Origin of the sequence: Mucilaginibacter celer (assembly GCF_003576455.2) — a bacterium.
GTDB classification, from domain to species: domain Bacteria; phylum Bacteroidota; class Bacteroidia; order Sphingobacteriales; family Sphingobacteriaceae; genus Mucilaginibacter; species Mucilaginibacter celer.
This window is the reverse complement of sequence record NZ_CP032869.1, coordinates 1818073-1843060: the sequence shown is the minus strand read 5'-3', so window position 1 is coordinate 1843060 and position 24988 is coordinate 1818073. Positions and strand designations below refer to the sequence as shown.

Annotated in this window: 15 protein-coding genes; 7 read left to right on the top strand and 8 right to left on the bottom strand. The window is 45.4% G+C overall.

Annotated features, from left to right (window positions below):
- Positions 1-310 precede the first annotated feature (310 nt).
- The 7 genes from HYN43_RS07195 to HYN43_RS07165 all read left to right on the top strand — a co-directional run bounded on the left by HYN43_RS07195 (position 311) and on the right by HYN43_RS07165 (position 10895).
- On the top strand, positions 311-2224 hold the full coding sequence (locus tag HYN43_RS07195) for an alpha/beta hydrolase-fold protein (RefSeq protein WP_119408796.1): 1914 nt from the start codon (positions 311-313) through the stop codon (positions 2222-2224).
- A gap of 38 nt (positions 2225-2262) precedes the next feature.
- Entirely contained in the window at positions 2263-3606 is a 1344-nt protein-coding gene (locus HYN43_RS07190) for a family 43 glycosylhydrolase (RefSeq protein WP_119409297.1), read from the top strand.
- Between the two features lie 34 nt (positions 3607-3640).
- Positions 3641-4822 carry an endo-1,4-beta-xylanase gene (locus HYN43_RS07185; protein WP_119408795.1) on the top strand — a complete coding sequence of 394 codons (1182 nt, stop codon included), beginning with the start codon at positions 3641-3643 and terminating at the stop codon, positions 4820-4822.
- 10 nt (positions 4823-4832) lie between these two features.
- Entirely contained in the window at positions 4833-6413 is a 1581-nt protein-coding gene (locus HYN43_RS07180; protein ID WP_119408794.1) for a glycoside hydrolase family 43 protein, read from the top strand.
- A gap of 54 nt (positions 6414-6467) precedes the next feature.
- Positions 6468-8564 carry an alpha-L-arabinofuranosidase C-terminal domain-containing protein gene (locus HYN43_RS07175; RefSeq protein WP_119408793.1) on the top strand — a complete coding sequence of 699 codons (2097 nt, stop codon included), beginning with the start codon at positions 6468-6470 and terminating at the stop codon, positions 8562-8564.
- A 139-nt stretch (positions 8565-8703) separates the two neighbouring features.
- Entirely contained in the window at positions 8704-9438 is a 735-nt protein-coding gene (locus tag HYN43_RS07170; protein ID WP_119408792.1) for an acetylxylan esterase, read from the top strand.
- An 8-nt stretch (positions 9439-9446) separates the two neighbouring features.
- Complete coding sequence (locus HYN43_RS07165; RefSeq protein WP_119408791.1) at positions 9447-10895, top strand: family 43 glycosylhydrolase; 1449 nt, start codon at positions 9447-9449, stop codon at positions 10893-10895.
- A 162-nt stretch (positions 10896-11057) separates the two neighbouring features.
- Here the strand turns inward: HYN43_RS07165 and soxC are convergent, their stop codons facing one another.
- The 8 genes from soxC to HYN43_RS07125 all read right to left on the bottom strand — a co-directional run bounded on the left by soxC (position 11058) and on the right by HYN43_RS07125 (position 23264).
- Positions 11058-12293: a sulfite dehydrogenase gene (gene soxC, locus HYN43_RS07160; RefSeq protein WP_119408790.1), complete on the bottom strand. Its 1236-nt coding sequence runs from the start codon at positions 12291-12293 to the stop codon at positions 11058-11060.
- Between the two features lies 1 nt (position 12294).
- Positions 12295-12879 (bottom strand): c-type cytochrome, encoded by a 585-nt coding sequence (locus HYN43_RS07155; protein WP_119408789.1) that lies wholly within the window; start codon positions 12877-12879, stop codon positions 12295-12297.
- Positions 12880-12890: 11 nt separating this feature from the next.
- On the bottom strand, positions 12891-14147 hold the full coding sequence (locus HYN43_RS07150) for a YeiH family protein (RefSeq protein ID WP_119408788.1): 1257 nt from the start codon (positions 14145-14147) through the stop codon (positions 12891-12893).
- Between the two features lie 28 nt (positions 14148-14175).
- A complete protein-coding gene (locus HYN43_RS07145; protein WP_119408787.1) occupies positions 14176-15621 on the bottom strand; it encodes a phytoene desaturase family protein in 1446 nt (481 codons plus the stop codon).
- A gap of 14 nt (positions 15622-15635) precedes the next feature.
- Complete coding sequence (locus HYN43_RS07140; RefSeq protein WP_119408786.1) at positions 15636-17255, bottom strand: hypothetical protein; 1620 nt, start codon at positions 17253-17255, stop codon at positions 15636-15638.
- Between the two features lie 25 nt (positions 17256-17280).
- Positions 17281-18642, bottom strand: coding sequence for a DoxX family protein (locus tag HYN43_RS07135; RefSeq protein WP_119408785.1), 1362 nt, complete (start codon positions 18640-18642; stop codon positions 17281-17283).
- Positions 18643-18762: 120 nt separating this feature from the next.
- Positions 18763-20118, bottom strand: a complete 1356-nt coding sequence (locus tag HYN43_RS07130) for a RagB/SusD family nutrient uptake outer membrane protein (RefSeq protein WP_119408784.1) — start codon at positions 20116-20118, stop codon at positions 18763-18765.
- Positions 20119-20132: 14 nt separating this feature from the next.
- Entirely contained in the window at positions 20133-23264 is a 3132-nt protein-coding gene (locus HYN43_RS07125; RefSeq protein ID WP_119408783.1) for a SusC/RagA family TonB-linked outer membrane protein, read from the bottom strand.
- Positions 23265-24988: the final 1724 nt, after the last annotated feature.

Sequence of the window (24988 nt, the reverse complement as noted above, 5' to 3'; positions counted from 1 at the left end):
TCAAAAAAGCACCGCAAAGCAGCTTTCAACACAATAAAACAAACTCAAAATCAAGAAATTAAAACCTATATTAGTAATTTATGGTAAAGAACGATCAGTTTTAGTGATTACCGGCGGGGAGCACCGGCGTATTTATTTTCACAGCTTAAACATTCGTTTTATCATTATCATAATTTGTGTTAACTACCGGAAATTGCTTAACCTACTTTCGGGTATTCCTCGTTACGAGTAAAACAACACCATATAATCCGCTTTAACATACTGTTAATCCGGGCAGATCATCTGTCTGGATTAACAGGTAATCAAAATTATGAAGAAGATAGCCTACCTTACCGCTATAGGTATTTTACCTGCTATAATGGCCATTTCGCAGCCTGCGCTTAAACACTCGCCTGCCGGATTCGATACTTACCGGACCGGGATAGCGCATGGGAAATTAGACACCATTACTTATAACTCCAAAACGGTTGATGCTAAACGCCGTGCTGTGGTGTATCTCCCGCCCGGTTATACTGCTAAAAAAACGTACCCCGTTCTGTACCTGCTGCATGGCATTGGCGGCGATGAGTTTGAATGGCTTAACCAGGGCACGCCACAGGTAATACTGGATAACCTGTATGCCGATAAAAAACTGGAACCGATGATTGTGGTGTTACCCAACGGCCGCGCTATGAAAGATGACCGCGCTACAGGCAATATCATGGCACCAGACAAGGTTGCGGCGTTTGCAACCTTCGAGCATGACTTGTTGGACGATCTGATCCCATACATCCAAAAAAAATATCCTGTGTATACTGACCGGGAGCACCGCGCGCTGGCAGGTTTATCGATGGGTGGCGGACAGTCGCTCAATTTCGGCCTGGGTAACCTGGATAAATTTGCCTGGGTTGGCGGATTTTCATCTGCACCCAACACAAAAAAACCTGAAGAGCTGGTACCTGATCCCGAAGCCGCCAAAAGCAAACTGAAATTGCTCTGGATCTCCTGCGGCGATCATGACGGACTGATGTCATTCAGTAAACGCACCCACGACTACCTCGAACAGAAAAACGTTCCGCATATTTTCAGCGTTGAACCGGGCATCCATGATTTTAAGGTTTGGAAAAATGATCTTTACCTGTTTTCGCAATTTCTGTTTAAACCTGTTAATATTGATAAATTCAATACCATGATTTTGGGCGGCCCGGCTTCAACCAATATCAGGGGTTCAAAATATCCTTTTATTCTGCCCGATCACCGGGTGCAATTCCGTTTTAAGGCACCGGATGCACAAAAAGTACAAGTTGATCTTGGAAAAAAATATGATATGACAAAAGACAGCGCCGGGTTCTGGACCGCTACAACCGATTCTATTGGCGAAGGTTTTCATTATTATTCGATGATTATAGATGGCGTAGCCATGGCCGACCCATCCAGCCAAACTTTTTACGGTATGGGGCGTATGGCCAGCGGTATTGAAATACCTTTTGCAGGAGGTGAATATTATGCTATAAAAAATGTTCCGCATGGCGAGATCCGTATAAAAACCTATTTTTCGGCGGTTACCAAATCATGGCGGAGGCTGTTTATTTATACTCCACCGGGTTATGATGCCAGCCAGGCCAAATACCCTGCATTGTACATATTACATGGCGGCGGCGAGGACGAAACAGGCTGGGCAACCCAGGGCAAAACCGATATGATTATGGATAACCTTATCGCCGCCAAACAGGCTAAGCCAATGCTGGTGATTATGCCCGATGCTAATTTTAGCGGTGCGGGTTTTGGCGAAGCCGGCCTTAAAACCTTTGCAAACGAATTAAAGCAGAGCATTATTCCATTTATAGAGAAAAATTACCGTGTTGAACGTAACGCCCAGGGCCGTGCTTTGGCCGGGCTATCTATGGGTGGGCTAAATACGCTTTACACAGGCATATATAACAACGATATGTTCAGCTACCTTGGCGTATTCAGCTCGGGATGGATTGTACCGATGCAAAACAGTATCGCCGATGCGCAGTATGATTTTATGAAGAAAAACACTGCTAAGATCAATACCAACCTGAAAGCATTTTGGATTGCCATGGGCGGTAAAGAAGATATTGCGTATAAAAACTGCCAGCTTATGCTCGGGAAACTGGATGAGATGAAGATAAAGCATACCTATTACGAATACCCGGGCGGGCATACCTGGCCAGTATGGCGAAATGATCTTTACAAGTTCGCGCCTATCCTGTTTAAATAAAATTGACGATCAAAAATCCCAACCGGGAAATTCACCGCATGAAAAAATTAAAATTTTGGTTATTGTTATTGGGATCTGTAGCGGGTATAGCCGGGCAATCGGCAGCACAAAACCCGCTAATCAGGGACCAGTTCACGGCTGATCCTTCGGCCCGTGTTTTTGGCGACAGGGTGTATGTTTATCCTTCCCACGATATTAAGGCAACACCCGGTCATGGCCGTCCGGGCTGGTTTTGCATGGAAGATTATCATGTTTTTTCATCAGCCAATCTTACCGATTGGACTGATCACGGCATGATCATCAGCCAAACCACCGTCCCGTGGGCCGATCCTGCATCATACAGCATGTGGGCACCCGATTGCATTTTCCGCAACGGCAAGTATTATATGTACTTTCCAACCACCAAAAAAGGCAGCGAGAATGGCCGGGGTTTTACCATAGGCGTAGCGGTAGCCGATAAACCTTACGGCCCCTTTATCCTACAGCAAGAGCCCATAAAAGGCGTACACGGTATCGACCCTAATGTGTTTATTGATAGAGACGGACAGGCTTATCTATATTGGGCGCAAGGCAACCTATATGCAGCGAAACTGAAGGAAAACATGCTCGAACTGGCATCAGAACCAATAATTTTAACCGCATTGCCCGAAAAAGGACTAAAGGAAGGCCCCTACCTGTTTGAGCGCAACGGCATTTACTACCTTACTTATCCGCACGTGGCCAATAAAATTGAGCGCCTGGAATATGCAACAAGCAATAACCCGATGGGGCCGTTTAAATTTACAGGCATTATAATGGATGAATCGGCTTCCGGCTGCTGGACCAATCACCAATCTATTATCCAATTTAAAAACCAATGGTACTTATTTTATCACAACGATGACCTGTCGCCTAACTTTGATAAAAACAGGTCGATAAGGTGCGACAGCCTGTTTTTTAATCCTGATGGAACTATCAAAAAAGTTATACCCACCCTGCGCGGTGTAGGGATAACCAAAGCATCAGATAAAATCCAGATAGACAGGTACAGCGATAAGGATAGTACCGTAAACGTTTCGTTTATTGATACGGCAAAAAAGTTTGATGGCTGGAAAACCACGTTTAAAAATAGCGGCAGTTGGATTCGTTATAACTGCGTTGATTTCAACGGCAAAAAGTTTAAAGAAATGCAGGTAATGGCTAACGCGGCAGGCCCTGCGACGATAGAAATGCGGCTTGGCAATTCCGCCGGTAAGTTACTGGCTACTGCAATCATTGCCGGAGGCAATGATTGGCAGGTTGTACAAAGCAACCTTACCTCTCTTCCGCCAAAAACTGCCGATCTGGTGATTGTATTAAAAAGCGGCACCGATGCCAGTATTGACTGGATAAGTTTTAAATAACAGCAATTACATCGAATGATTATTCAAAATCGAAATGAGACTTAATACGTTCAAACTATCTGTGTTGCCGCTTTTATTGGCGATTCCTGTCACCTTTGGATCGTTCACTGACCGGAAGCCATTGCATCCCAAAATCAAAAAGGATCGGGTAACCAATTCACTTTACAAGCCCGATAAAGGCTTGAAAGGTTATTACCGAAAATACTTTCCAATTGGCGTAGCCGTTAACACGGCAGCGCTCAGTGGCCCCGAAGCAGAACTTATTGTAAAGGAATTTAACAGCGTTACACCCGAAAATGATATGAAGATGGGCCCCATCCATCCACAGGAGAATGAGTACAACTGGAAAAACGCTGATGCAATAGTGGCCTTCGCGCAACAACACCACATAAAAATAAGGGGCCATAATTTATTGTGGCATGCACAGGCACCGGCATGGATGTTTAAAGACAGCACAGGCAAACAGGTAAGTAAGGAAGTTTTATTGAAACGGCTTAAAGATCATATTACAGCGGTTGTAACCCATTTTAAGGGTAAGATTTATGCCTGGGATGTAGTTAACGAAGCCATTGATGATAAGCCCGATCTCTACCTGCGTAACACATTGTGGTACCAGATCTGCGGCGAGGATTTTATTGCCAAAGCGTTTGAATACGCGCACGAAGCCGACCCGGATGCCCAGCTTTTTTATAATGATTATAATAGCGAAGTTCCGTCGAAACGGGATAAGATTTGCAAACTAATCAGGAGCCTGAAGGATGCCGGCGTACCGGTAACCGGTATAGGATTGCAGGGGCATTGGAAATTGAATGAACCCAGCGTTGGGCAAATAACCGAAGCCATAGATAAATACGCGGCACTTGGATTAAAACTCCAGATCACCGAACTGGATATTACGGTACGCACAGCCCCATCATATAAAACAGCCAATCAAACGCCTCCGGATTCTACTTATACAGAATCGATGGCTGCCCAACAGGCTGAGAGATATAAGGCCGTATTTGAAATATTCAGGAAATACAAAAAAGTTATTACCGGGGTTACTTTCTGGAATGTATCAGACAAGCACAGCTGGCTGGATTATCGCGGCGGGGGTATTGCCGGTGGCGCCGCAGCCAGCCAGGCTACAAGCCGTAAAGTTACCAAGGCCTATCCCCTGCTGTTTGATGAAAATCTTCAGCGTAAAAAGGCGTACTGGGACGTAGTTAATTTTTAACACTTTTTAAATGAAGGGCAATCAAAACATAAACGGGGTGCTTAGCAAACTGGCATTGGCCTGCCTGGTATGCCGGTTGGCAACACTATCCGTAAGCGCGCAGAAGGCACAAAACCCAATTATCTACGCCGATGTTCCGGACGTATCGATGATCAGGGTTGGTGATACTTATTACTCAAGCAGTACCACAATGCATCTCAGCCCCGGGTTGCCCATCATGAAATCGACAGACCTGGTAAACTGGCATATCGTAAACTACGCCTATAACACGCTTGATACCGGAGCCGCCCTTAACCTGGCAAATGGAGCGAATGCTTATGGCCGGGGCTCATGGGCAAGCAGTTTGCGTTATCATAAGGGTACATTTTACGTGTCTACCTTTTCGGGCACAACCAATAAAACCTATATCTACAGCACAAAAAACATTGAGAAAGGCCCCTGGAAAGTAAAATCCTTCGAACCATCACTACATGATCATTCGCTTTTTTTTGATGACGACGGCAAAGCTTATATGATTTACGGAAGTGGCAAAATAATGCTGGCCGAATTGAAAGATGATCTGTCCGGCATTCGCCCGGCCAAGAAGCCGCAGGTTTTGATAGAAAATGCGAGCATTGTTGCCGGACCAAATGTTGGCTTACCTACCGAGGGATCGCAGCTGTTTAAAATTAATGGTAAATACTTCCTTTTTAATATCAGCTGGCCTAAAGGCGGCATGCGCACCGTTCTAATACACCGGGCGGATAAACTTACCGGCCCTTACGAAGGCCGCGTGGGTTTGCAGGACAAGGGAGTAGCCCAGGGCGGACTTATTAATTCCCCTAAAGGCATTTGGTATGCCTATTTATTTCGTGATTTTGGTGCCGTTGGCAGGGTGCCATACCTGGTACCGGTTACATGGACAGACGGGTGGCCGGTACCGGGTGATCACCAAGCGCCCGATACGCTGAATTTACCTGCAAACAAAAGCCTGATTCCGGGTATCGTATCTTCTGATGAATTCAGTCGTAAAAAGGGAGATCGCCCACTCCCCCTGGTATGGCAATGGAACCATAATCCTGATAATCAATTATGGTCGTTAGATAAACGGCCAGGCTATCTGAGGTTAACTACCGGGCGGACTGACAGCACTTTACTATCAGCACGAAACACATTAACGCAACGCACTATCGGCCCCAAATGCTCGGGAATAACTGCGCTTGATGTTACCAATATGAGAGACGGCGATGTGGCAGGGCTGGCTTTGCTGCAGAAAAAATACGGCTTCGTCGGCGTAAAATCAGAACATGGTGCCAGGCACATTGTGATGATAAACGCTCAATCTGGCACTCCTGCTGAAACATTGGAAATTCCTTTAAAACAAACAACAATTTATCTTAAGGCAAGTTGCGACTTTACCAACCGTGCCGATAAAGCCTGGTTTTTTTATAGCCTCGACGGAAAAAAATGGGTATCTATCGGCTCCCCCTTGCAAATGGTTTATACCCTTCCGCATTTTATGGGATACCGCTTTGGCCTGTTTAATTACGCCGCGGGGAAAACTGGCGGTTATGTGGATTTTGATTTTTTTCATATCAGCAATACACTATAAAACAAACACATATCAACCTGGATAATCATTTTAAAAAATATTGATACGCCTGTAATGACAAAAAAAATACTATTCCTATCCGCCCTGTACTTGGGCGCGTTGGCCAATACACAGGGGCAAACACGCCTTAATCTCGATTTGACCAAAGGTGTAAAGGTGAGCCCGAAATTATATGGCCTGATGACCGAAGAGATCAACCACTCTTATGATGGCGGTTTATATGCCGAACTGATCCGGAACCGGGTTTTTAAGGATAATGCGGGCCAGCCTGAAGGCTGGAGCGTTGTTGAGGATGGTGCCAAAGCATCCATCCAGCTCATCGGCGCAGACCCTGCCAATGTTCCGTTCGATCAGGGTCGTAATGCCATCAATGCCGCATTGACAACCTGCCTTAAGCTTACCGTTAACGAAGTAAATGGCGGCAGGGCCGGCATCGCCAATACAGGTTTTTGGGGCATCCCGGTTACACCATCAACAACCTATCGTTGTTCCTTTTATATTAAAACCGGCACCATCAGTTTTCCGCGAAATAACCGCCCCGACGCACCGGCACCGGCAACCGCGGTTACTGAAGATGGGCCGGGTATTATTAACGTTAGCCTGGAAAGTAACGATGGGAAAACAATTTACGCCAAAGGCTCTATCAATCTTGCAAAGGGCATTTTTTGGAAAAAACACGAGTTAACTATTACAACCGCCGCAGGAATTAAACCAACTGCCGACGCCCGGTTTGTAATTTCATCTGCCCGAACAGGTACATACTATTTTAATCTCGTTTCGTTATTCCCTCCTACGTATAAAAACCGGCCGAACGGCAACCGAATTGATGTGATGCAGATGATGGCCGATATGAAACCGACCTTTCTTCGCTTTCCGGGCGGGAATTTTTTAGAAGGACCGTACCTGGGAGATGCCTTCCCATGGAAAACAACCCTGGGGCCGCTGGAGCAACGCCCCGGCCATACCGGTAGTTGGGGATACCGGGCAAGCGATGGCATGGGCCTGCTGGAGTTTTTAGAATGGTGTGAAGATTTAAAAATGGAACCGTTACTGGCCGTGTATGCAGGATACTCCTTGCGGGGTGATCACGTAGATGCAGGTCCGTTGCTTGAACCATACATTAAAGATGCACTGGATGAAATTGAGTATTGTATTGGCGATACTAAAACTTACTGGGGTGCAAGGCGCGCCGCAGATGGCCATCCTGCTCCTTTTAAACTTACTGATATAGAAATAGGGAATGAAGACTGGTTTGACAGATCGCATACCTATGATGGCCGCTTCAAACAATTCCAGGCAGCTATAAAAGCTAAATATCCACAGTTGCGCTGTATCTCAACCATTGAAGATTATAAGCCCGACCATGTAGTTAGCGTTAAACCCGAAATGGTTGATGAGCACTACTACCAATCGGCCTGGCAAATGGAAGAAGATGCGGCCAAATACGATAGCTACAACCGTGCAACCAGCCCTAAAATATTTGTGGGCGAATGGGCCACCCGCGAAGGCGCCCCTACTACCAACCTGAACGCCGCCCTTGGAGATGCCGCCTGGATGACTGGCATGGAACGTAACAGCGACCTGGTTGAACGTTCGTGCTACGCGCCGTTATTTGTTAATGTAAACACTGCCGTTAACGGCCAGCCAAAAGCATGGCAATGGGATTCGGACCTGATTGGTTATACCGCCCTTAAAAGCTACGGTTCCCCATCCTATTATGTGCAAAAAATGTTTGGCAGTTACCTTGGTACAAAGGTAGTACCAATAACAGCTGAAAATGCACCGCTACGGAAACCCGCAGCCAAAGACACCGCGGGAATAAGTACATGGCCGCCTAACGCGCGGCGCCCTAAAGCGGAGCGCCCGGCCCTGTTTTATGTTTGTACCCAGGATGCTGAAAATATATACCTGAAGGTGGTGAATACTGATGAGACTGCCCGGGAAATCACATTTAATTTAAAAGGCGGAAATGTATCGGCAAAGGGCACGTTGGTTGTGCTAAAGAGCGATAAACCGGAAGACACCAATACGATTGACGAGCCCACGAAGATAGTTCCGGTTACATCAACCATAGCTGGACTTGGCCTGTCGTTTGTACGCAAATTCGAGCCATACTCCGTTAGCGTAATTAAGCTCTCCAAGCGCAAATAGATTCCTATGATGATTGGCCGCCAATAATTGGCAGTCAATCATCAAAAGTTGTTTTGTTTTACCAAATAGTGGTATCTCACGCCTGCTATCGTCTCTATTTTTGAACCGGAACATCTTTATAAACCACAGAAAACATCACATGAATATAAAACGCAACGTTTTGTTGCCGGGTGTAAGCCTTGCAATTTTATTAGCATCGGCAGCGCTTAGTCGCTCTGCTCCGCAGCACGATAAAACAAATGGGATAGTCGGAAGGGATACTACGGCGAGTCTCGCTCCCTATTTTACACCGGCTAACACATTGAAAAATACACCGGATGCCGAAGGATTTATCCGGCGCTGGTTGTTGCTTGAGCCCATTAATAAGCCCAACCGCAGTAATACCGTATTTACAGATAGTTACCTCCGGGCAGCATTTACAACCACGTATTTTCCGAACCAGTTTACCGCGGTTCCGAAAAACGGTGAAAAGGTAAAGGTTGATACGCAGGGGCTAACCTGGCATGCGTTGGAGAGTAATAATTTTAATATTAAACTTTTCCGGTTTGCCTCCGGATTAAATAAACCAACCTATGGTGTTTTGTTTTGGGCGGTAACCGTTATCAATAGTCCCCATGAAATAAAAAATGTGAGAATGGCCGCAGGGTCAAATTCGGCATCGATGTGGTGGCTGAACGGAAAAGAAACCGTACTGTTATCGGGCGACAGGCGTATGGTGATGGATGATTGCGTATCACCCCGCCTTACCATCAATAAAGGAAAAAATATCGTATGGGGTGCCGTGATCAACGGCCCGGGCATGAGTGATTTCTGCGTCCGCTTCCTTGACGAGAATGGCATGCCTATAAAAAACCTCACAATAACCTACGAATAAATCCGGATATGAAATTAACCGTTAAGCTATTGAACGCGGCAGCTGTGCTTTTTATTAGCACAGCCTCCCCGGCTATTGCACAAATTGGAAAACCTTTTATACACGATCCATCAACCATTATGGTATGCGATGGCAAATATTATACATTCGGTACCTTTGGCGGTGGCTTGATATCCGAAGATGGCTGGACATGGAACAGCGGCGGGGTACGGCCCGGCGGTGGAGCTGCGCCTGATGTTGTAAAAATAGGCAACCGCTACCTGGTGGCTTACGGCGCAACAGGCGGAGGCCTGGGAGGTGGCCATAACGGCAGGATACTTACCATGTGGAATAAAACGCTCGACCCCAAATCGCCCGATTTTAAATATTCGGAAGCAGTAGTTGTTGCTTCATCCGACGGAAAAGAGGATAATGACGCCATAGATCCGGGGCTTCTTCTTGATCCCACTTCCGGAAAGTTATGGCTCTCATATGGTACTTATTTCGGATTTATCCGCCTTGTAGAGCTTGATCCAAAAACCGGCAAACGCATGCCGGGCAATAAACCTGTAAACATTGCTATTGATTGCGAAGCCACCGACCTGATATACCAGGACGGATGGTATTACCTGCTTGGCACACACGGCACATGCTGCGATGGTCCAAACTCCACTTATAACATTGTGGTTGGACGCTCGAGGAAGATAACCGGACCATACCTTGATAATATAGGGCGGGATATGTTAAAAGGCGGTGGGAAAATGGTGCTTGCAGCCGGCAAAAAACTGATTGGTCCGGGGCACTTCGGGCGTTTAGTACTTGGCGACGGCGTGCAGAAAATGTCATGCCATTATGAAGCTGATTTAGACCGGAACGCCTATAGTGTATTAGGAATCCGTCCCTTACTCTGGAAAAACGGCTGGCCTGTTGCTGGTGAAATCTTTAAAGAAGGAACCTACGAAATCAAATCGGAAAGACGGGGCTACGCTCTTGAATTAGCAGTTGATTTTGTACGGATGCCGGGTGGAATGCGGTTTAGCCGAAATAACGACGAGCCTGTAAAACAAGTTCCACCTCAGGAACTAAAAGATGTGCTTAACACATGGCCTGCCGGAAATATCGGCCTAAGAATAGGCGATTACATGGCCCGTCCACATCAAAAATGGACAATTACTGCAGTTCCTGATGCAGGAGGCTACCCTGGCAGCCCATATTATAAAATAGGAATAGCCGGAACCGAAAGGGTGCTGGCATCAACAGCGGAGGCTGAAGTGACAACATTACCGGCATTTACCGGCGCAGCCGAACAATTATGGAGGATAGACCAGTTAACCGACGGCACTTACAGAATAATGCCAAAAGCCATTCCAAATTCAAAGGAATCGCTGGCCCTGGTATCTTCGGGAGATAGCACGCCGACACTGGCCAGGTTTGATATGCATAGTGATAATTCAAAGTGGACTTTTAATATCGACTGATGTATATTTTAAAAAGACAGCATTAACCTCCCTATGTATTAAGAAAATGAAGAAGCCAATTCTTGTTTTTTTGCCTGCCTATATCATTATGTTTGGAATATCTGCATTTAAAGGGCTGCCTTAATTAGACAGTAGTTTTAATGCATACATTAAAACTACTGTCTAATGTTTCTCCGGTTTAAACAACACACTCCCGTCCCGTTTAACCCGCCATGCGGTAACGGGGTTCATGTGGTAACCTCCGATATCTTTTCCACGGGCATCAATCAATTGCTTTAGAGTTGGTTGCGTGTATCCGGTTTCATCAGTAACCCGACTCATAATTTCCGTTTCGGCACCGTTCCATTGCCACAGGTAACGGAAATAAGTATGCGCTTTTTCTAAAACCGGTCCCTGTAACCGCGCTTCATTCCAGTTTTTGCCGGCATCCGTGCTTACCTCCACTTTTATTACCTTTCCCCTGCCGCTCCAGGCCAAACCGCGGATCTCGATCCAACCGCGTTCAACCTTTTGAGGGAATGAAGGATATGTAATGATAGATCGTGCATCCATCTCAAAGCTAAACATCCTGATTTTATCCTTAACCGGGTAAGTATATTTTGATGTTTCTTCGCGGGTAAAATAAGGGGCATCAGAAATTTCTATTCGTCTGAGCCATTTTACATTGGTGTTTCCCTCCCACCCGGGCAGTAAGAGCCTTGCCGGATAGCCTTGCTCCGGCCGTATGGCTTCGCCGTTTTGGGCGTATGCAATCATGGCATCATCCCAGGCTTTATGCATCGGGATGCTCCGGGTAAGTACTGCGGCGTCTCCACCTTCGGCTAAAAACCAGGTTGCTTTCGGGTCAACCCTCAGTTCACGGAACAAGGTTGAAAGCATTACCCCAGTCCACTCGCTTTGGCTGGTAAGGCCGAGGATTTCCTGCACAGTCATGTCCTCTTTCCCGGTGCGAAAATTACCGGCACATTCAATGAAGCAGGTTCGGGTTACGGATGGAAAGCGTTTCAGATCGTGCAGGCTAAACTTCATCGGCCTATCCACCATGCCATGAATCAGCAACTCGTATTGATTTGGATCGATAGCAGGCACACCGGCATGGTGGCGCTCAAAATGCAGATCAGACGGGGTGATGGTACTATACAGATCCTGTAAGGGCGAGCGCGATGAAATATCCGACGGCTTTTTAACCGGCACTTCAAACGGCGAACGAGTACCAACTTTACCCGGCAACGGGCCGGGTTGTTTGGTAGGATCAGGCACCGTGAGCACACCTATTTGTACGTATTTTGCAAACGCAGATGTTACCGGCAATATAGCCGTAGCCAGGGCACCACCCAGCAATGTGCGGCGGCTTATCTTTTTTTCGGTTGTTTTTATTGACCGATCCCGTTGTTCCATTTTATTTTACTTCAGGGCCGCCTTTGCGGTTGTCAACAATAAAAAGTTTTTGCGCCGGCATTTTTACCTGCGGAAGCGTATGTGCATTCATTACCTGGCTTGCAGTAGTGATTTTGTTTTGATTAAGCAGCCATGCGCAAAGGCTATACACCTCATCATTAGTAAGCGAACCCGGTGCGTTATACGGCATAGCCCTTCGCACATAATCAAATAAAGTGGTAGCATAAGGCCAGTAATTGCCTATGGTTTTGGTTTTACCGTCGCCAATTACCAGTGGCGGACCGGGCAATTTAACGCCTTTTATCTCCTTGCCATCGGCGGCGTGGCAGGCTGCGCATTTATTTGCGTAAATAATAGCACCGTTTGGCACATTACCACTACCCGCGGGTAAACCTTTGCCATCGGGTCGTACATCAATATCCAGTTTGGCAATTTCCTGCTGCGTAGCAGTTTTACCATAGCCAAAAGTTTTTGGCCATTGCGGCTCTGTTTTAACTGGAGGCCAAAGCCAGATCACCACGCCAATAATGATGATCAACCCAAAAATGAGGGCATGGCTTCGCCTTAGCTTTAACTTTTTCAGCATAATAAAACCTGTTAAAATAGCACCAGCGCAATGGCCAGCGTAATGAAAATATTAAAGGTTTGTGCTATCAAAAACGCGTACAAAGGCTTTTTGCTGTTTTTGTTAAACAGATCGGCAAAGTTGGTTTCCAAACCTATGCTGGTAAATGCCAGCGCAAACCAAAGTCCCTGCAAATTCTTCAGGCTATCTTTTACGGTAGCTGCTGCCGATGGCGGCAGGAAGAACGAGAACAGCAGCGACGCACCGATAAAGCCCAATACAAATTTTGGAAAGCGCTCCCAGATCACTTTCAGTGTCGGCTTGGTTTCTTTATCCTGTGCCGATGGATGTTTGGTGTAGGTCCAGTAAATAGAGATAGCAAAAGCGGCTAAACCCAGCAAAACATTTTGCGAAAATTTAACGATGGTGCTGATCTTTAAAGCCGTTTCGCCAACTAATGAACCTGATGCCACAACCGCCCCGGTGGTATCGATACTACCGCCTAACCAGGCACCGGTAACCGCCTGCGAAAATTTAAAATAATGGGCGATGATGGGCATAAAGATCATCATTGGGATAGCAGTGATCAATACCATCGATATTACATAGGATAATTTTTTTGAATCGCCTTTAATAGCGCCGGCGGTAGCTATCGCTGCAGATACACCGCAGATAGATACCGCGCTCGAGATCATCATGGCAATCTCGTCATCAACTTTCAGTTTTTTACAAACCCAGTAAGCAAAGTACCATACTGATGTTACCACCAACAATGCCTGGATCAGGCCCAAAGATCCTGCTTTTAAAATATCACCAAAAATTACACTGGTGCCTAAAAGCACTAAACCTATTTTAACAAACAGCTCGGTTGACAGTGATGATTTTAACCACTCAGGCAGTTTTATAAAATTGCTGATGAGCAAACCTAAAACAAGGCTGAAGATCACTGCCTCAAGGTTAAGCGACTTAGCCTGGCTGCTGCCCGCCAGCACCAATGCCAGTATGGTAACGATATAAACCAACGGGAAACCAAGTGCGTAGTTCTTTACCGATTTACCGGTGATCAGTGCGCCGATGCCTCCGATGATAGCTACGAAAACAAATTGCAAAAGTATTTTAACCAGGTTTACCGAACCCAATACCGTACCGGTTAAATCGGCACCGGTTTTCCAGGCGAAAGTTGGTACCGGTAAAAGCAGGCCTGCCAGCGACAGGATAATGATGAGGGAACCTAAAATAACTACTGCCCAATCTTCGTGCAGGGTTAGTTTAGTAGTGGTGGTTGACATAGTTTAAATTTTATAGTGTGATAATTTGTTATGATTTTATGCTGATGTTAAAAACATTTTTTAGTGCACGTTTGGCCGAATGATAGCCGCACATGCCATGCACCCCGCCTCCCGGCGGCGTTGATGATGAACAGATATAGATCCCCTTCGCCGAAGTGCGATAAGGCGAACGTCGCAATACCGGGCGGGTAAACAGCTGGCCGATATCTATAACGCCACCGTTTATATCCCCGCCGATATAATTGGGGTTATAATTCTCCAACTGGCGGGTATTAAAAGTATGCCTGCCGATGATGCGTTCCCGAAATCCGGGCGCAAAGCGTTCTATTTGTTTTTCGATAATCCCGGTCATATCCTTATTCGATCCGTTCGGTACGTGGCAGTAGGCCCATCCTGTATGTTTACCCTCGGGCGCACGGCTGTTATCAAAAAGGCTTTGTTGAGCTACCATTACAAATGGTTTCTCGGGATGTTGGCCATCCCAGATCTGCTGCTCGCCGAAGGCAATTTCACGCATTGTGCCGCCAATGTGTACCGTTCCGGCTTGCCTCGCCCCTTCCGCGGTAAACGGAATAGCTTCATCAAGCGCCCAATCTACCTTAAAAACCCCCATGCCATAGCGGTAGCGTTCCATTTGCCATTTGTAAAGCGATGAAAACTTATGCCCGGCAATTTGAAGTAATTGTTTAGGAGTAATATCAAACAGGACAGCATTCGCAGACGGCAGTTGATCAAAAGCCGAGATATATGTGTTGGTTTCTATCTTACCTCCTATCGATATAAAATACGCGGCCAAAGCATCGGCAATTTTTACCGACCCTCCTTTAGGTACCGGCCAGCCTTTTAAATGGCCGTTAGCCATCAGCACCAAAGCTATAGCCGATGTAGTTAAATTAGTTAAAGGCTGGATGCTGTGCGCTGCCATCCCGGCCAAAAGCCCTTTGACCTCTTCGGTTTTAAAACGTTTAGCCAAATGGGTTGATGAGGTCAGGGCATCCAATCCAAACACGGCCAAATCAACCGGATGTTTCGGAAACGTAAGCGGGCCTAATACGTCCGCAGCCAAACCGGGCCATGTTTTTACCAGGTGCGCCATTAGTTTGATATAGGCATCCCGGTCGGCACCCAATCCATCTGCCGTTTCGATGATCGATTTTTTAAGTACCGCGGCCGTACCGTTATCAAAGGGATGCGCCGCGGCAACTTCCGGGTAGATATATTCTAAGCCAAATTGCTCCAAAGGCAAAGTCTCAAAAAATGGTGAACCAACCGCCAGCGGATGAATGGCCGAGCAAACATCATGTTTAAAGCCGGGTAAGGTAAGCTCTTCGGTGCGTAGGCCGCCGCCAATTTTGTCCTTGCCTTCCAGCAATAAAACCGAAAGCCCGTGTTGTTGTAATAATATGGCTGCCGCAAGGCCGTTTGGCCCCGAGCCTACTATTACTGCGTCATAATCACGTTTTTCCGGTTTCATATCGGTATCTGTTTTTAGTATTTACCCGCAACCAATTTGCTATCGGTAAGTGCATATTGGCGGTTTACGCGGTCAAGCACAATATACACATCATTTTTCTTGTCGTCTTTACCGGCAAGCACAATGTGTGCTCCTGTGGCATCGGCCGTATAGTTCAATATCATATGCGCACGTTTACGTTTATCTTTTAACTCCTGCGGCACACCACGTTTGCGGCGGGTTGATTGCGCTGCCGGGTCGATAGCCGTTACTTCGTTGCGAATATTTTTCTGTACTTCGGCCGGGATAAATGATTTGGCAATTTTGCCGTTCCCGGTTTTGTCTCCGCCACCGCCATTGTCTCGCCTGCCTTTGCGTTTGCCTGCTTCGGGCAGTTTATCCTGTAAATAAAGTACTTTGTTCACAGTATCGGCATCGTAATAAAAAACCCTTTTACCACCTGCAACGCCCGTAAGCTCGAAGTTACGGTTGATATCCCGCATTGCCGCTCCTCCACCGTTAGACAGATCGAGATTTAATGGCTTGTTAACGTTAAAAGTTAATGACGACCATTTTTCGAACGTTACACCCTGCCATCTCACCGAATCTAAAGGCGAATATGGAATGTCCTGCCCGTTGAGTTTAAACTCAGTTACGTTATAATTACCACGCAACTGTTTCACGCCGCTGGTTGATGGTTGTTTATACGGATCGTACTTAAAGTTTACATACTGCAAATAGTACAGCCAAACCAGGAAAATGCCAATGGTTCCTGTTTTTAAAACAACACGTGTAACTTTCAACCATTTCTGCGTAAACACCGGGATCAGCACAGGTGGTACAGTAAACCGTTCTTTAACTATCAGGTTATAAACAGGCACGGCATCATACCATAATAAAAACGCCGAAAACAGTACAAAATATGAAGCGTAAACATGCACGCCGCCATCATAAGCAAAGTTTACATAAGTGATATCGCCCAAAGCACCTAACAGCAAAATAGCGCCGAAAGTAGTGGTTTTGCGGAAGAACAGCATAGTACCCGCCGCAAGCTCAACAACACCTGCAAAAACCTGGTACCATGGCACAATACCTACCGAAAGCCAGTAAATTTTTTGTGCGGTAAGATCACCAAAATGAGCGTTCAATACTCCTAATGACGGATAAGGCATTTGAACCGGGAACAGCTTTGTAAAGCCGAACCCGATTATGCCTATACCTGCCCTGTACCGCACCACCACGCGCAGCCAGTAATACAGGTTATGATATTGCTTGTTTTTTTTGTCGGCGGCCGTCCAGATGAGGCCGCCTGCAATGCCAATAACAAGCGCTTCAACCCAATCAATATAACCTAACAGGTTATAAGCCGGATTTTGAAATTTGTAAATGCTTGGCGAAAACCGCGCTATATCATACAGGTCGCGGTAATGCAGGTGGAACCAGTTAATGGTTACCAGGTTATTCCACCATTCGCCCGTTACCGGGATACACATAATGATGAAAAAGATGAAAGCAATGCGGAAAGCCACACGCTGGGTAGCAGTCCATTCCTTGCGGGCAGGTTGCTCCCTTATCGGTGCTGCCTGCTCTTGTTTGTTATTTAGCGAGGTTTCGCTGATCTCGCCTGCCTCCGGAGTTATTACGGTTGTTGCCATGATAAATATACTTGAAGGTGTACGTTTAAAGTTTTAGTGCTTTACTCCTGCCCTGTTTTGCCTCTTGCAGAAGATATTTTTTATTAACCTTATCCAACTGCGCGTAAACAGAATCCCGATTATGATCAACCCCTTTCAGGACGATGGTACCGTTTGCAGATCGGGCGTAGTTAAGCGAAAACTGATCGGCCTTGTAGTTACTATTCCTGTTTTTAAGCAGCAAAACGTGTTTCACAGTATCGGCTACATAGCTGTAGTAAGCGCGCCCTGTGGTGCCGTCAAGCTCATACTTGCGGTCATCATTATTCCTGCTGATCTCTTCGGTAACAGATGTATCAGCCTTAAACCTTTTTAATGAGCCAATGCTGATGGTATTCCATTTTTCAAAGACAACATCATTCCAACGGTTAGTATCCGTTTGTGAGTACGGCAGCTGTTTGCTGTTGATCCTGAAATCGCTAACATTATATAAGCCTGCCGCTCCGGCTAAGCCTTTAGCTTTAGGGTATTGATAAATATCGTAATGGTAAGCCGCATAGGTTTTATATCCATACAGGAAAACGAAAAAGAAAATAAACAGGCTTTTAAGCACCAAACGCGATGCGCGCCATTGCCCGCTTAAAGAAATTTTCACGGTATTTGGTGCTGTTGGTTTGCGTAAAGCAACAAGATTATAAATGCGCAAGGCATCATAAGCAGTTAAGATTAAAGCTATGCTGATAAGGTAAAGCGCATAAAGGGCTTCGCCACCATCATAAGCGATGTTGGAGATGAATACGTTGCCCGTAAATATAAGGATAATTACCGCTCCAAACGTTGTTGTTTTGCGGAAGAGTAATAACAGGCCTACAATTATCTCTACCAAACCTAAAAACGATTCATAACCCGGCACAATACCCAGGCTTAATGAAAACAACTTCCAACGGTTAAAATCGCCATAAGAAGTATTTAAATTGCTGATGGATGGCAGCGGCGACTGCATCGGGAAAAACTTGATAAAGCCGTAAGCGATAATGCCAATAGCCAAACGATAGCGCAATATCACCCGCAGCCAATAGTACAGCTTATTGTAGTTCTCGCTCTTTTTATCGCTCAGGCTCCACACAATAGCGCCAATTAGTGCGATGCCCGCTAACAGCGCCCAATCGGCAAGGGTGCCTATACCCCAGGTGCCGGGTGTGGTGCTGCCCGATACAAATTGAGGTGTATAGCGGCTGATGTAAAAAATATCGCCAAAGCTCAGGCTGCCCCATTGAATGCGGAACAGGTTGCCGAAGTACTTCCAATCTAACGGAAGGGCCTGCAGCACAAAATAAATGAAGAAGAACCGAAAAGCTGCCTTTTCGTATCCTTTCCATTTAGTTTGATTGGTGGTTAATGTGCTCATTGTTTTATGTTTTTAAATTAATTTTTCTTTAGAAGATGCCGGGGGGCAGATTAAAACCATCTTACAAGGGTTTAACCTTCGTCATCGCACCCGGCCACCCGACTTTGATGTCTTTAATCATTAATAGCCCGGATTTTGTGTTAAAGCCGGATCAACATTCAGCTGATCAACCGGGATAGGCAGTACAAGCTTGTTAGCATCGGTCACGCCCAATACGGCCGCTGCCCTGCCGGTACGCACTAAATCAAACCAGCGATGACCCTCCAATGCAAATTCTATACGCCGTTCGTTTTCGATAGCCAATAAAATATCGGCCTGTGAGGTAGCGGTTGTTGCTGCTAAGCCGACACGCTCACGCACGGCATTCAGATCAGCAGCTGCCACATCAAGTTTATTGAGTTGTGCGCGGGCTTCTGCACGAATCAGGTATTCTTCGGCTATCCTGATTATGTAAGCCGGATCGGTAGCCGGGCTGCGGTAATAAAGATTACCATACCACAACCCTGCCGATGTTTTCGCAACCAATGCACTACGGTTGCCGCCTATCGCAGGATCATTAACTAAAGCTAAAAATGCAGCGTTTGGTGCCCACTGGCGGGTACCGCTGTTGGCAGGCGGCTGCCATTGCCCTCGATGACCGTTGGTGTAAGTAGCACTATAAGCCAATTCAAAAACCGATTCTTTAGTACCCACCGCGTTATTGGCAAACCATGCGCTGTAAGGTTTTAACAATGTATAATTTTGTACATCGCCCAAAACAAGTGTGGCGTAATTCTCAGCATTGGTCCAGTCTTTTTGGTACAGATAGTACCTTGCTTTTAGGGCGTAAACGGTTTCTTTATTGGCCCTAACCGGGTTTTGTGTTGTTGGTAACGATAGCAACGGCTCGGCAGCGTTCAGGTCGCTTAATACCTGGGCGTATGTTTGCGCTACAGTGCTGCGCTTGATGCCGTTTTTATCTGTGGCCGATATGGTCGGCGTGGTTACAATTTGTACGCCGCCCCAGGTACGAGCCAAATCAAAGTAGCATAGCGCCCTGATAAAATAAGCCTCGCCAAGTAGTTGATTCTTAGCGGCAGTGGTTAGTGTAGCATCCGTAACACCCGGAAGCTTCGCGATTACATAGTTTGCCCTGTTGATGGTGGTATAAATAGCCAGCCAGATGCCGGATACCGTAGCGTTATCAGCTTTTACATTATGATCGATAAATTGTTGTACGATAGATTGCGAACCTGTCCACTGTACATTATCGCCTGATAAATAACCTACTGAAACAAAGTTTACACCGTAGTAATTATCAGCAGATAAAGCTCTGTAAATACCACGCACAGCGGTTTCGGCCGATGCCCTGTCGACAATAGTTTGCGAATCTGACACCGAATCTTTCGGCTGCACATCCAAAAACTTTTTGCAGGAAGCCAGTACAATCAGCGATAAAACGGGGATTGTATATTTTATAGTTTTAAATAATTTCATAATCGTTGCCCTCCTTATAAAGTAATGTTTACACCTAACTGAACTGAACGCGGTTGTGGTGGTGTACCCAGGTCAATACCCTGTACATCCTGCCCCCCGCCTACATTGGCTTCAGGATCAGGACCGGTATATTTGGTGAACAGCAACAGGTTACTGCCAACCACATAAATGCGCAATGCCTGGATATCAATTTTTTGAGTAAGCGCCTTAGGCAGTGTATAACCAAGCGTTAATGATTTCAGGCGGATAAATGAACCATCTTCTAAAAAGCGGCTGTTCTGCTCAAGTGTGTAGTTGTTGCCGTAGGCGGTTAAGCGCGGCACATCGGTAATATCGCCGGGTTTTTGCCACCTGTTTAGCTGGCTGGCAAATATTACACGGTTAGCATCGCGGGTGCCGCCGCCTTCGCCGAAGAAACGGTTTAGATTAAGCACCTTGTTACCCTCTTCAAAGCTGAACAAAAAGCCGGCATCAAAACCTTTATAGGTGATGGTATTACTTAAGCCGCCAAAGTATTTTGGCAGGGCATTGCCAACTATCTGCCTGTCGGCGGTGTTGATCACGCCATCCTTATTCACATCCTCAAATATGGCATTACCCGTTTGCGGATCGACACCTAACTGTTTATACATCCAGAAGGAAAACATCGAATAGCCTTGCTGCATCCTGATCCAATCGCGGCTGTATTGATTAATAGGTACCGGCAGGGTTTTAATTTTATTAACATTACCCGAGATGTTGAAACCGGTGGTCCAGCTAAAATCTTTGGTTTTAATATTGGTAGAGTTGATGCTGATCTCGTAACCTTTATTACTTATTTTACCCGCATTGCTGTAATAAGTACTGTAACCGGTAATAGCAGGTACAGGCAATTGCAGTAAAACATCGCTGGTTTGTTTGCTGTACAAATCAACAGCTACGTTTAAACGATTATTCAGCAGCCCCAAATCAAAACCAACGTTGGCCTGTTTAGTGCTTTCCCATTTAAGGTTTTGGTTGGCCAACTGTTGCGGGGCAGTGCCGGCTTTATCACCTCCGGTTGTGTTATCCGGGTAACCGGCACCACCGGTCCATAGTCCCCGGGCCGCGAAATTGGCTATACCGCCCTGGTTGCCGGTAACGCCATAACTTGCACGAATTTTAAGATCGCTGATGGCGTTAACATTTTTCAAAAAACTTTCTTCCTTGGCTCGCCATGAAGCGCCTATTGATGGATAATATCCCCATTGATGGTTAGTGCCAAATTTTGACGAACCATCTGCACGACCGCTCAGTTCCAGGTAGTACTTGCTGGCATAGTTATAAGAGATCCTCGAAAAGAACGACGACAGATTATACTTGGTCCAGGTTTGATTAGCCGTACGGGTTGACGCCGACGAGATATCTACAAACGAGTTATTAGGAAACCCTGTTCCCTGTGCAGACGTAAGGGCGATAGTATTGCTTTGCAGTGTATTACCAACCACCACATCAAGGGCGTGTTTTTCGGCAAACAAGTGCTTATAAGTTAAAGTTTGCTCGTTAATCCAGGCTGTACTTTGGGTTATGGCTGATGTTGCGAGGCCGTTGGTTGGTGAGGCGCCCAACTGGGTTTTATCATTCCAATATTCCGATTCGTTGTAGTTATTGTAATCAACACTCCAGCTCGAGCGGAATTTTAAATCTTTTAAAATTTCAACATCAGCAAATACGTTGCCTATATAGCGCAGGCTAACCGTATTTACGTTATAATTATTGAGCAATACCTGCAGGTTATCAAAACCGGCATAACGGGCAGGTGTACCATCGGCATTAGTTTCGGGCAAGTAAGTTGGCGTATGCAAGGCCGACTGGAACAAACCGCCGGCCGGACCATCACCCGAGCGGGCCTGGTTGCGGTATGAACGAGACACGCTGTTACTTGTACCTACCTGTACCCTATCGCTGATGCGCTGGTCAAGGTTTACCTTAAAACCAAACCTGCTGAAATCAATAGGCTTGATATCGGCCTGCTGTTTGGTATAACCCGCGCCGATGTAGTAGCGGGTATCTTTCGAACCGCCTTCTAACGAAAGGTCATAATTAGACAGGTTTGCGGTGCGGAACAACTCGCCAAGGCGATCATATGTTTTTTGGTCGGATGGTAAACCCCTCGGTGCAGGCGAAGCTGTAGGGTTATCATCCGCCGCGCGGAACGGTGCAAACTGGTAAGTTTTGATACCCGCGGCGTTACCTGCTGCAAGAGCATCTGCCTCCGAATTGCGGTAAAATTCATTTACAATTTCGGCATGCTGAGGGCCGGTAGTTAATTTCCAAAGCTTACCTTTAGGCTGCCAGGCCAATCCCTGCGAAACATTGAAATTGATCTTTGGTCTTGCGTTATAATTACCCCGTTTGGTGGTTACTATAACCACGCCATTGGCACCACGCGAACCGTATATGGCTGTAGCACTGGCATCTTTTAAAACTTCGATATTTTCGATATCTGAAGGGTTTATATCGGCGATGGGTGATGTTGCCCTGCCGCCGGTATTTACCGTTTGCAAGCTGGTGCTGTTTAAAAACACACCATCAACAATATACAAAGGATCGGCAGTTGCGTTGATAGAGGTTGTACCACGTACCCGGATAAAAATCCCATCACCAGGAACACCGGTATTGGAATTAATTTGTACACCGGATGCTTTACCCTGCAACTGGGCATCAAAACTGGCAACCGGAGTTTTCTTTACTTCATCAGCCTTGATGGTTGATACCGAGCTGATGAGATCCTTACGGGTTTTGGTACCATAACCTACCACAACCACATCATTCAGTTGCTGGGGAATAGGTTTCAGGTAAATCTCGACAGGGCTACCGTTTACAACAATCTCCTGCTGCTCATATCCAATAAAACGAACAATTAAAGTATAGGGGAATTTTTGACCGGTTACAAAATCAAAACGGCCTTCGGCACTGGTTGATACCGCGTGGGTTGTGCCTTTAATAGATACAACAGCACCCGGCAATACATCTTTAGTAGCAGCGTCAAATACGCGGCCTTTTAAAATGGAGTTTACAGTTGCGGGTGGCTCCTGCTGGGCCACTGCTGCAAAAGGCAAAGAAAACAGGAGCAGGAAAAAATATTTGAAAAGTACAGGTGTGTTTTTACGGATAAATATTTCCATATTTAACGAGGTTAAAATAAATGATCAATGCGTTTACTTTAGCTCAGATGCAAACCGGTGGAGTGATTGGCGTTACGTAGCCGGTTTGTCATTGCCACACCGGCAAGGCTTCCTTGCCGGTTTCTTTTTTTATCAGGGGTATAGTTTTAGTTCATAAGCTGTGTTAAAGTACCTTAAAATTCAGATCAGTTTTTTCATAGCGATGCAGGGCCGGCTGGTTAACCCGCTGTAATTATTTTCAATAAACAGATAGTGTTATTTACAACAACAGCACATACATGCATTTGGAGCAATGCGCATTTGTTGTGCCTGTTTAGGAAGTACTGTGGCGGTGGTAAAAGAAGTGTTCATCACTCTTGTTTTTTTAATAGTACGGCGACAAAAATAGGAATTAAAAAATAAACTACAAAACCTATAGACTATATATTTAATTTGTTACAATTCACATTTTGGAGTTTCGCCCGTCCTTCTAATTACTCCAGGTATTGATAATGCCGGCGCGAAGCGATCAAGCGCGTTTGTAGAAAATACTGCAAATTATCTACACATTGATGTAGATGTTAAAAAGAAGATATCAGCTGCCCGACGTTATTAAGAAAAAGAAGGAGCTACCTCGTACTTTATACAAGGCGCTTTTTTGCAGATTAAAACTTTTGGTGATATTTTCTAAAAGCGTGATAAAATGATATAGGCGGCTCGGCCATCATCCCTCCCATCTGTTTATGTAGACGAACAGATCTGTTTGTATCTTTTGTATTCCCGTTGGTAATTCAATTTTAAGTTCCTGTTGTAATTTATGCTTTATGTAAGAGTGAAAAACTCTAACTCATCATCTAAAGCAAGCTAATCCGATATTTCGTTATAGTAAAAGACTACTGTTTTAAAAACACCAGGAATTCAGCGTTTGAATTACAAGGTTTTAACTAAAAAATGTAATTCTTACATTTTACGACATTTTCCTAACAAATTGAGAACATTATTCTAACTTTTCCTTAGATTTTTGACAATTAAAAGCATCATATTCTTGTCAAAAAATTCAATATTCCGTTCATTTCTTTAACATTTTTTCAATTGTGATCGATTGTTATTATTATTAATCGCAAAAATTTAATATTTCTTCAATATTAATTGGTAAAACGTTTTTGTTAATTATATTTGTTAAAACCACTTATAAAAATACGTTCTTACTAAACCGTTTAAGCTACCTGACGTACTTGTTTCGAGATTTGCGTAATTTTAATATACAACCAATATCACCGACATGAAAAACCTAATTTATCTGTACCTCATCTTTCAGAAACCGATCATCTGACAAGACTGCGCCTCAAAATCTACCGTTGAGATTTTAGGCTTCAAAAATTTTATTAATTAACCTAATCACCAAAGGTGAAATAAAACACCTGGGTATGGTCGTTTTTAACGGCGAACCCCGGGGGTGCATAAGTGTGTGCTGCTATCAACAATATTCGCGCAGATTATTCTTGATTTGTTGTTTTATTTACCTGTAAATCAATTCTATGAAAAGAAAACTACATTCTACTTAGTGTAACGGAGCGTGTTATCTGCAAACCCATTTGCAGGCATAACAGCACGTGGCCCGTCAAATCAAAAAAATTATTTCACAAACTAAAAGATCCATTCATTATGCGATACTTATGGCTGTGCTTTGTGGTTTTTGCAGCGATTACCACAAATGCACTTACATGCTTGGCTAAGGGGAATGA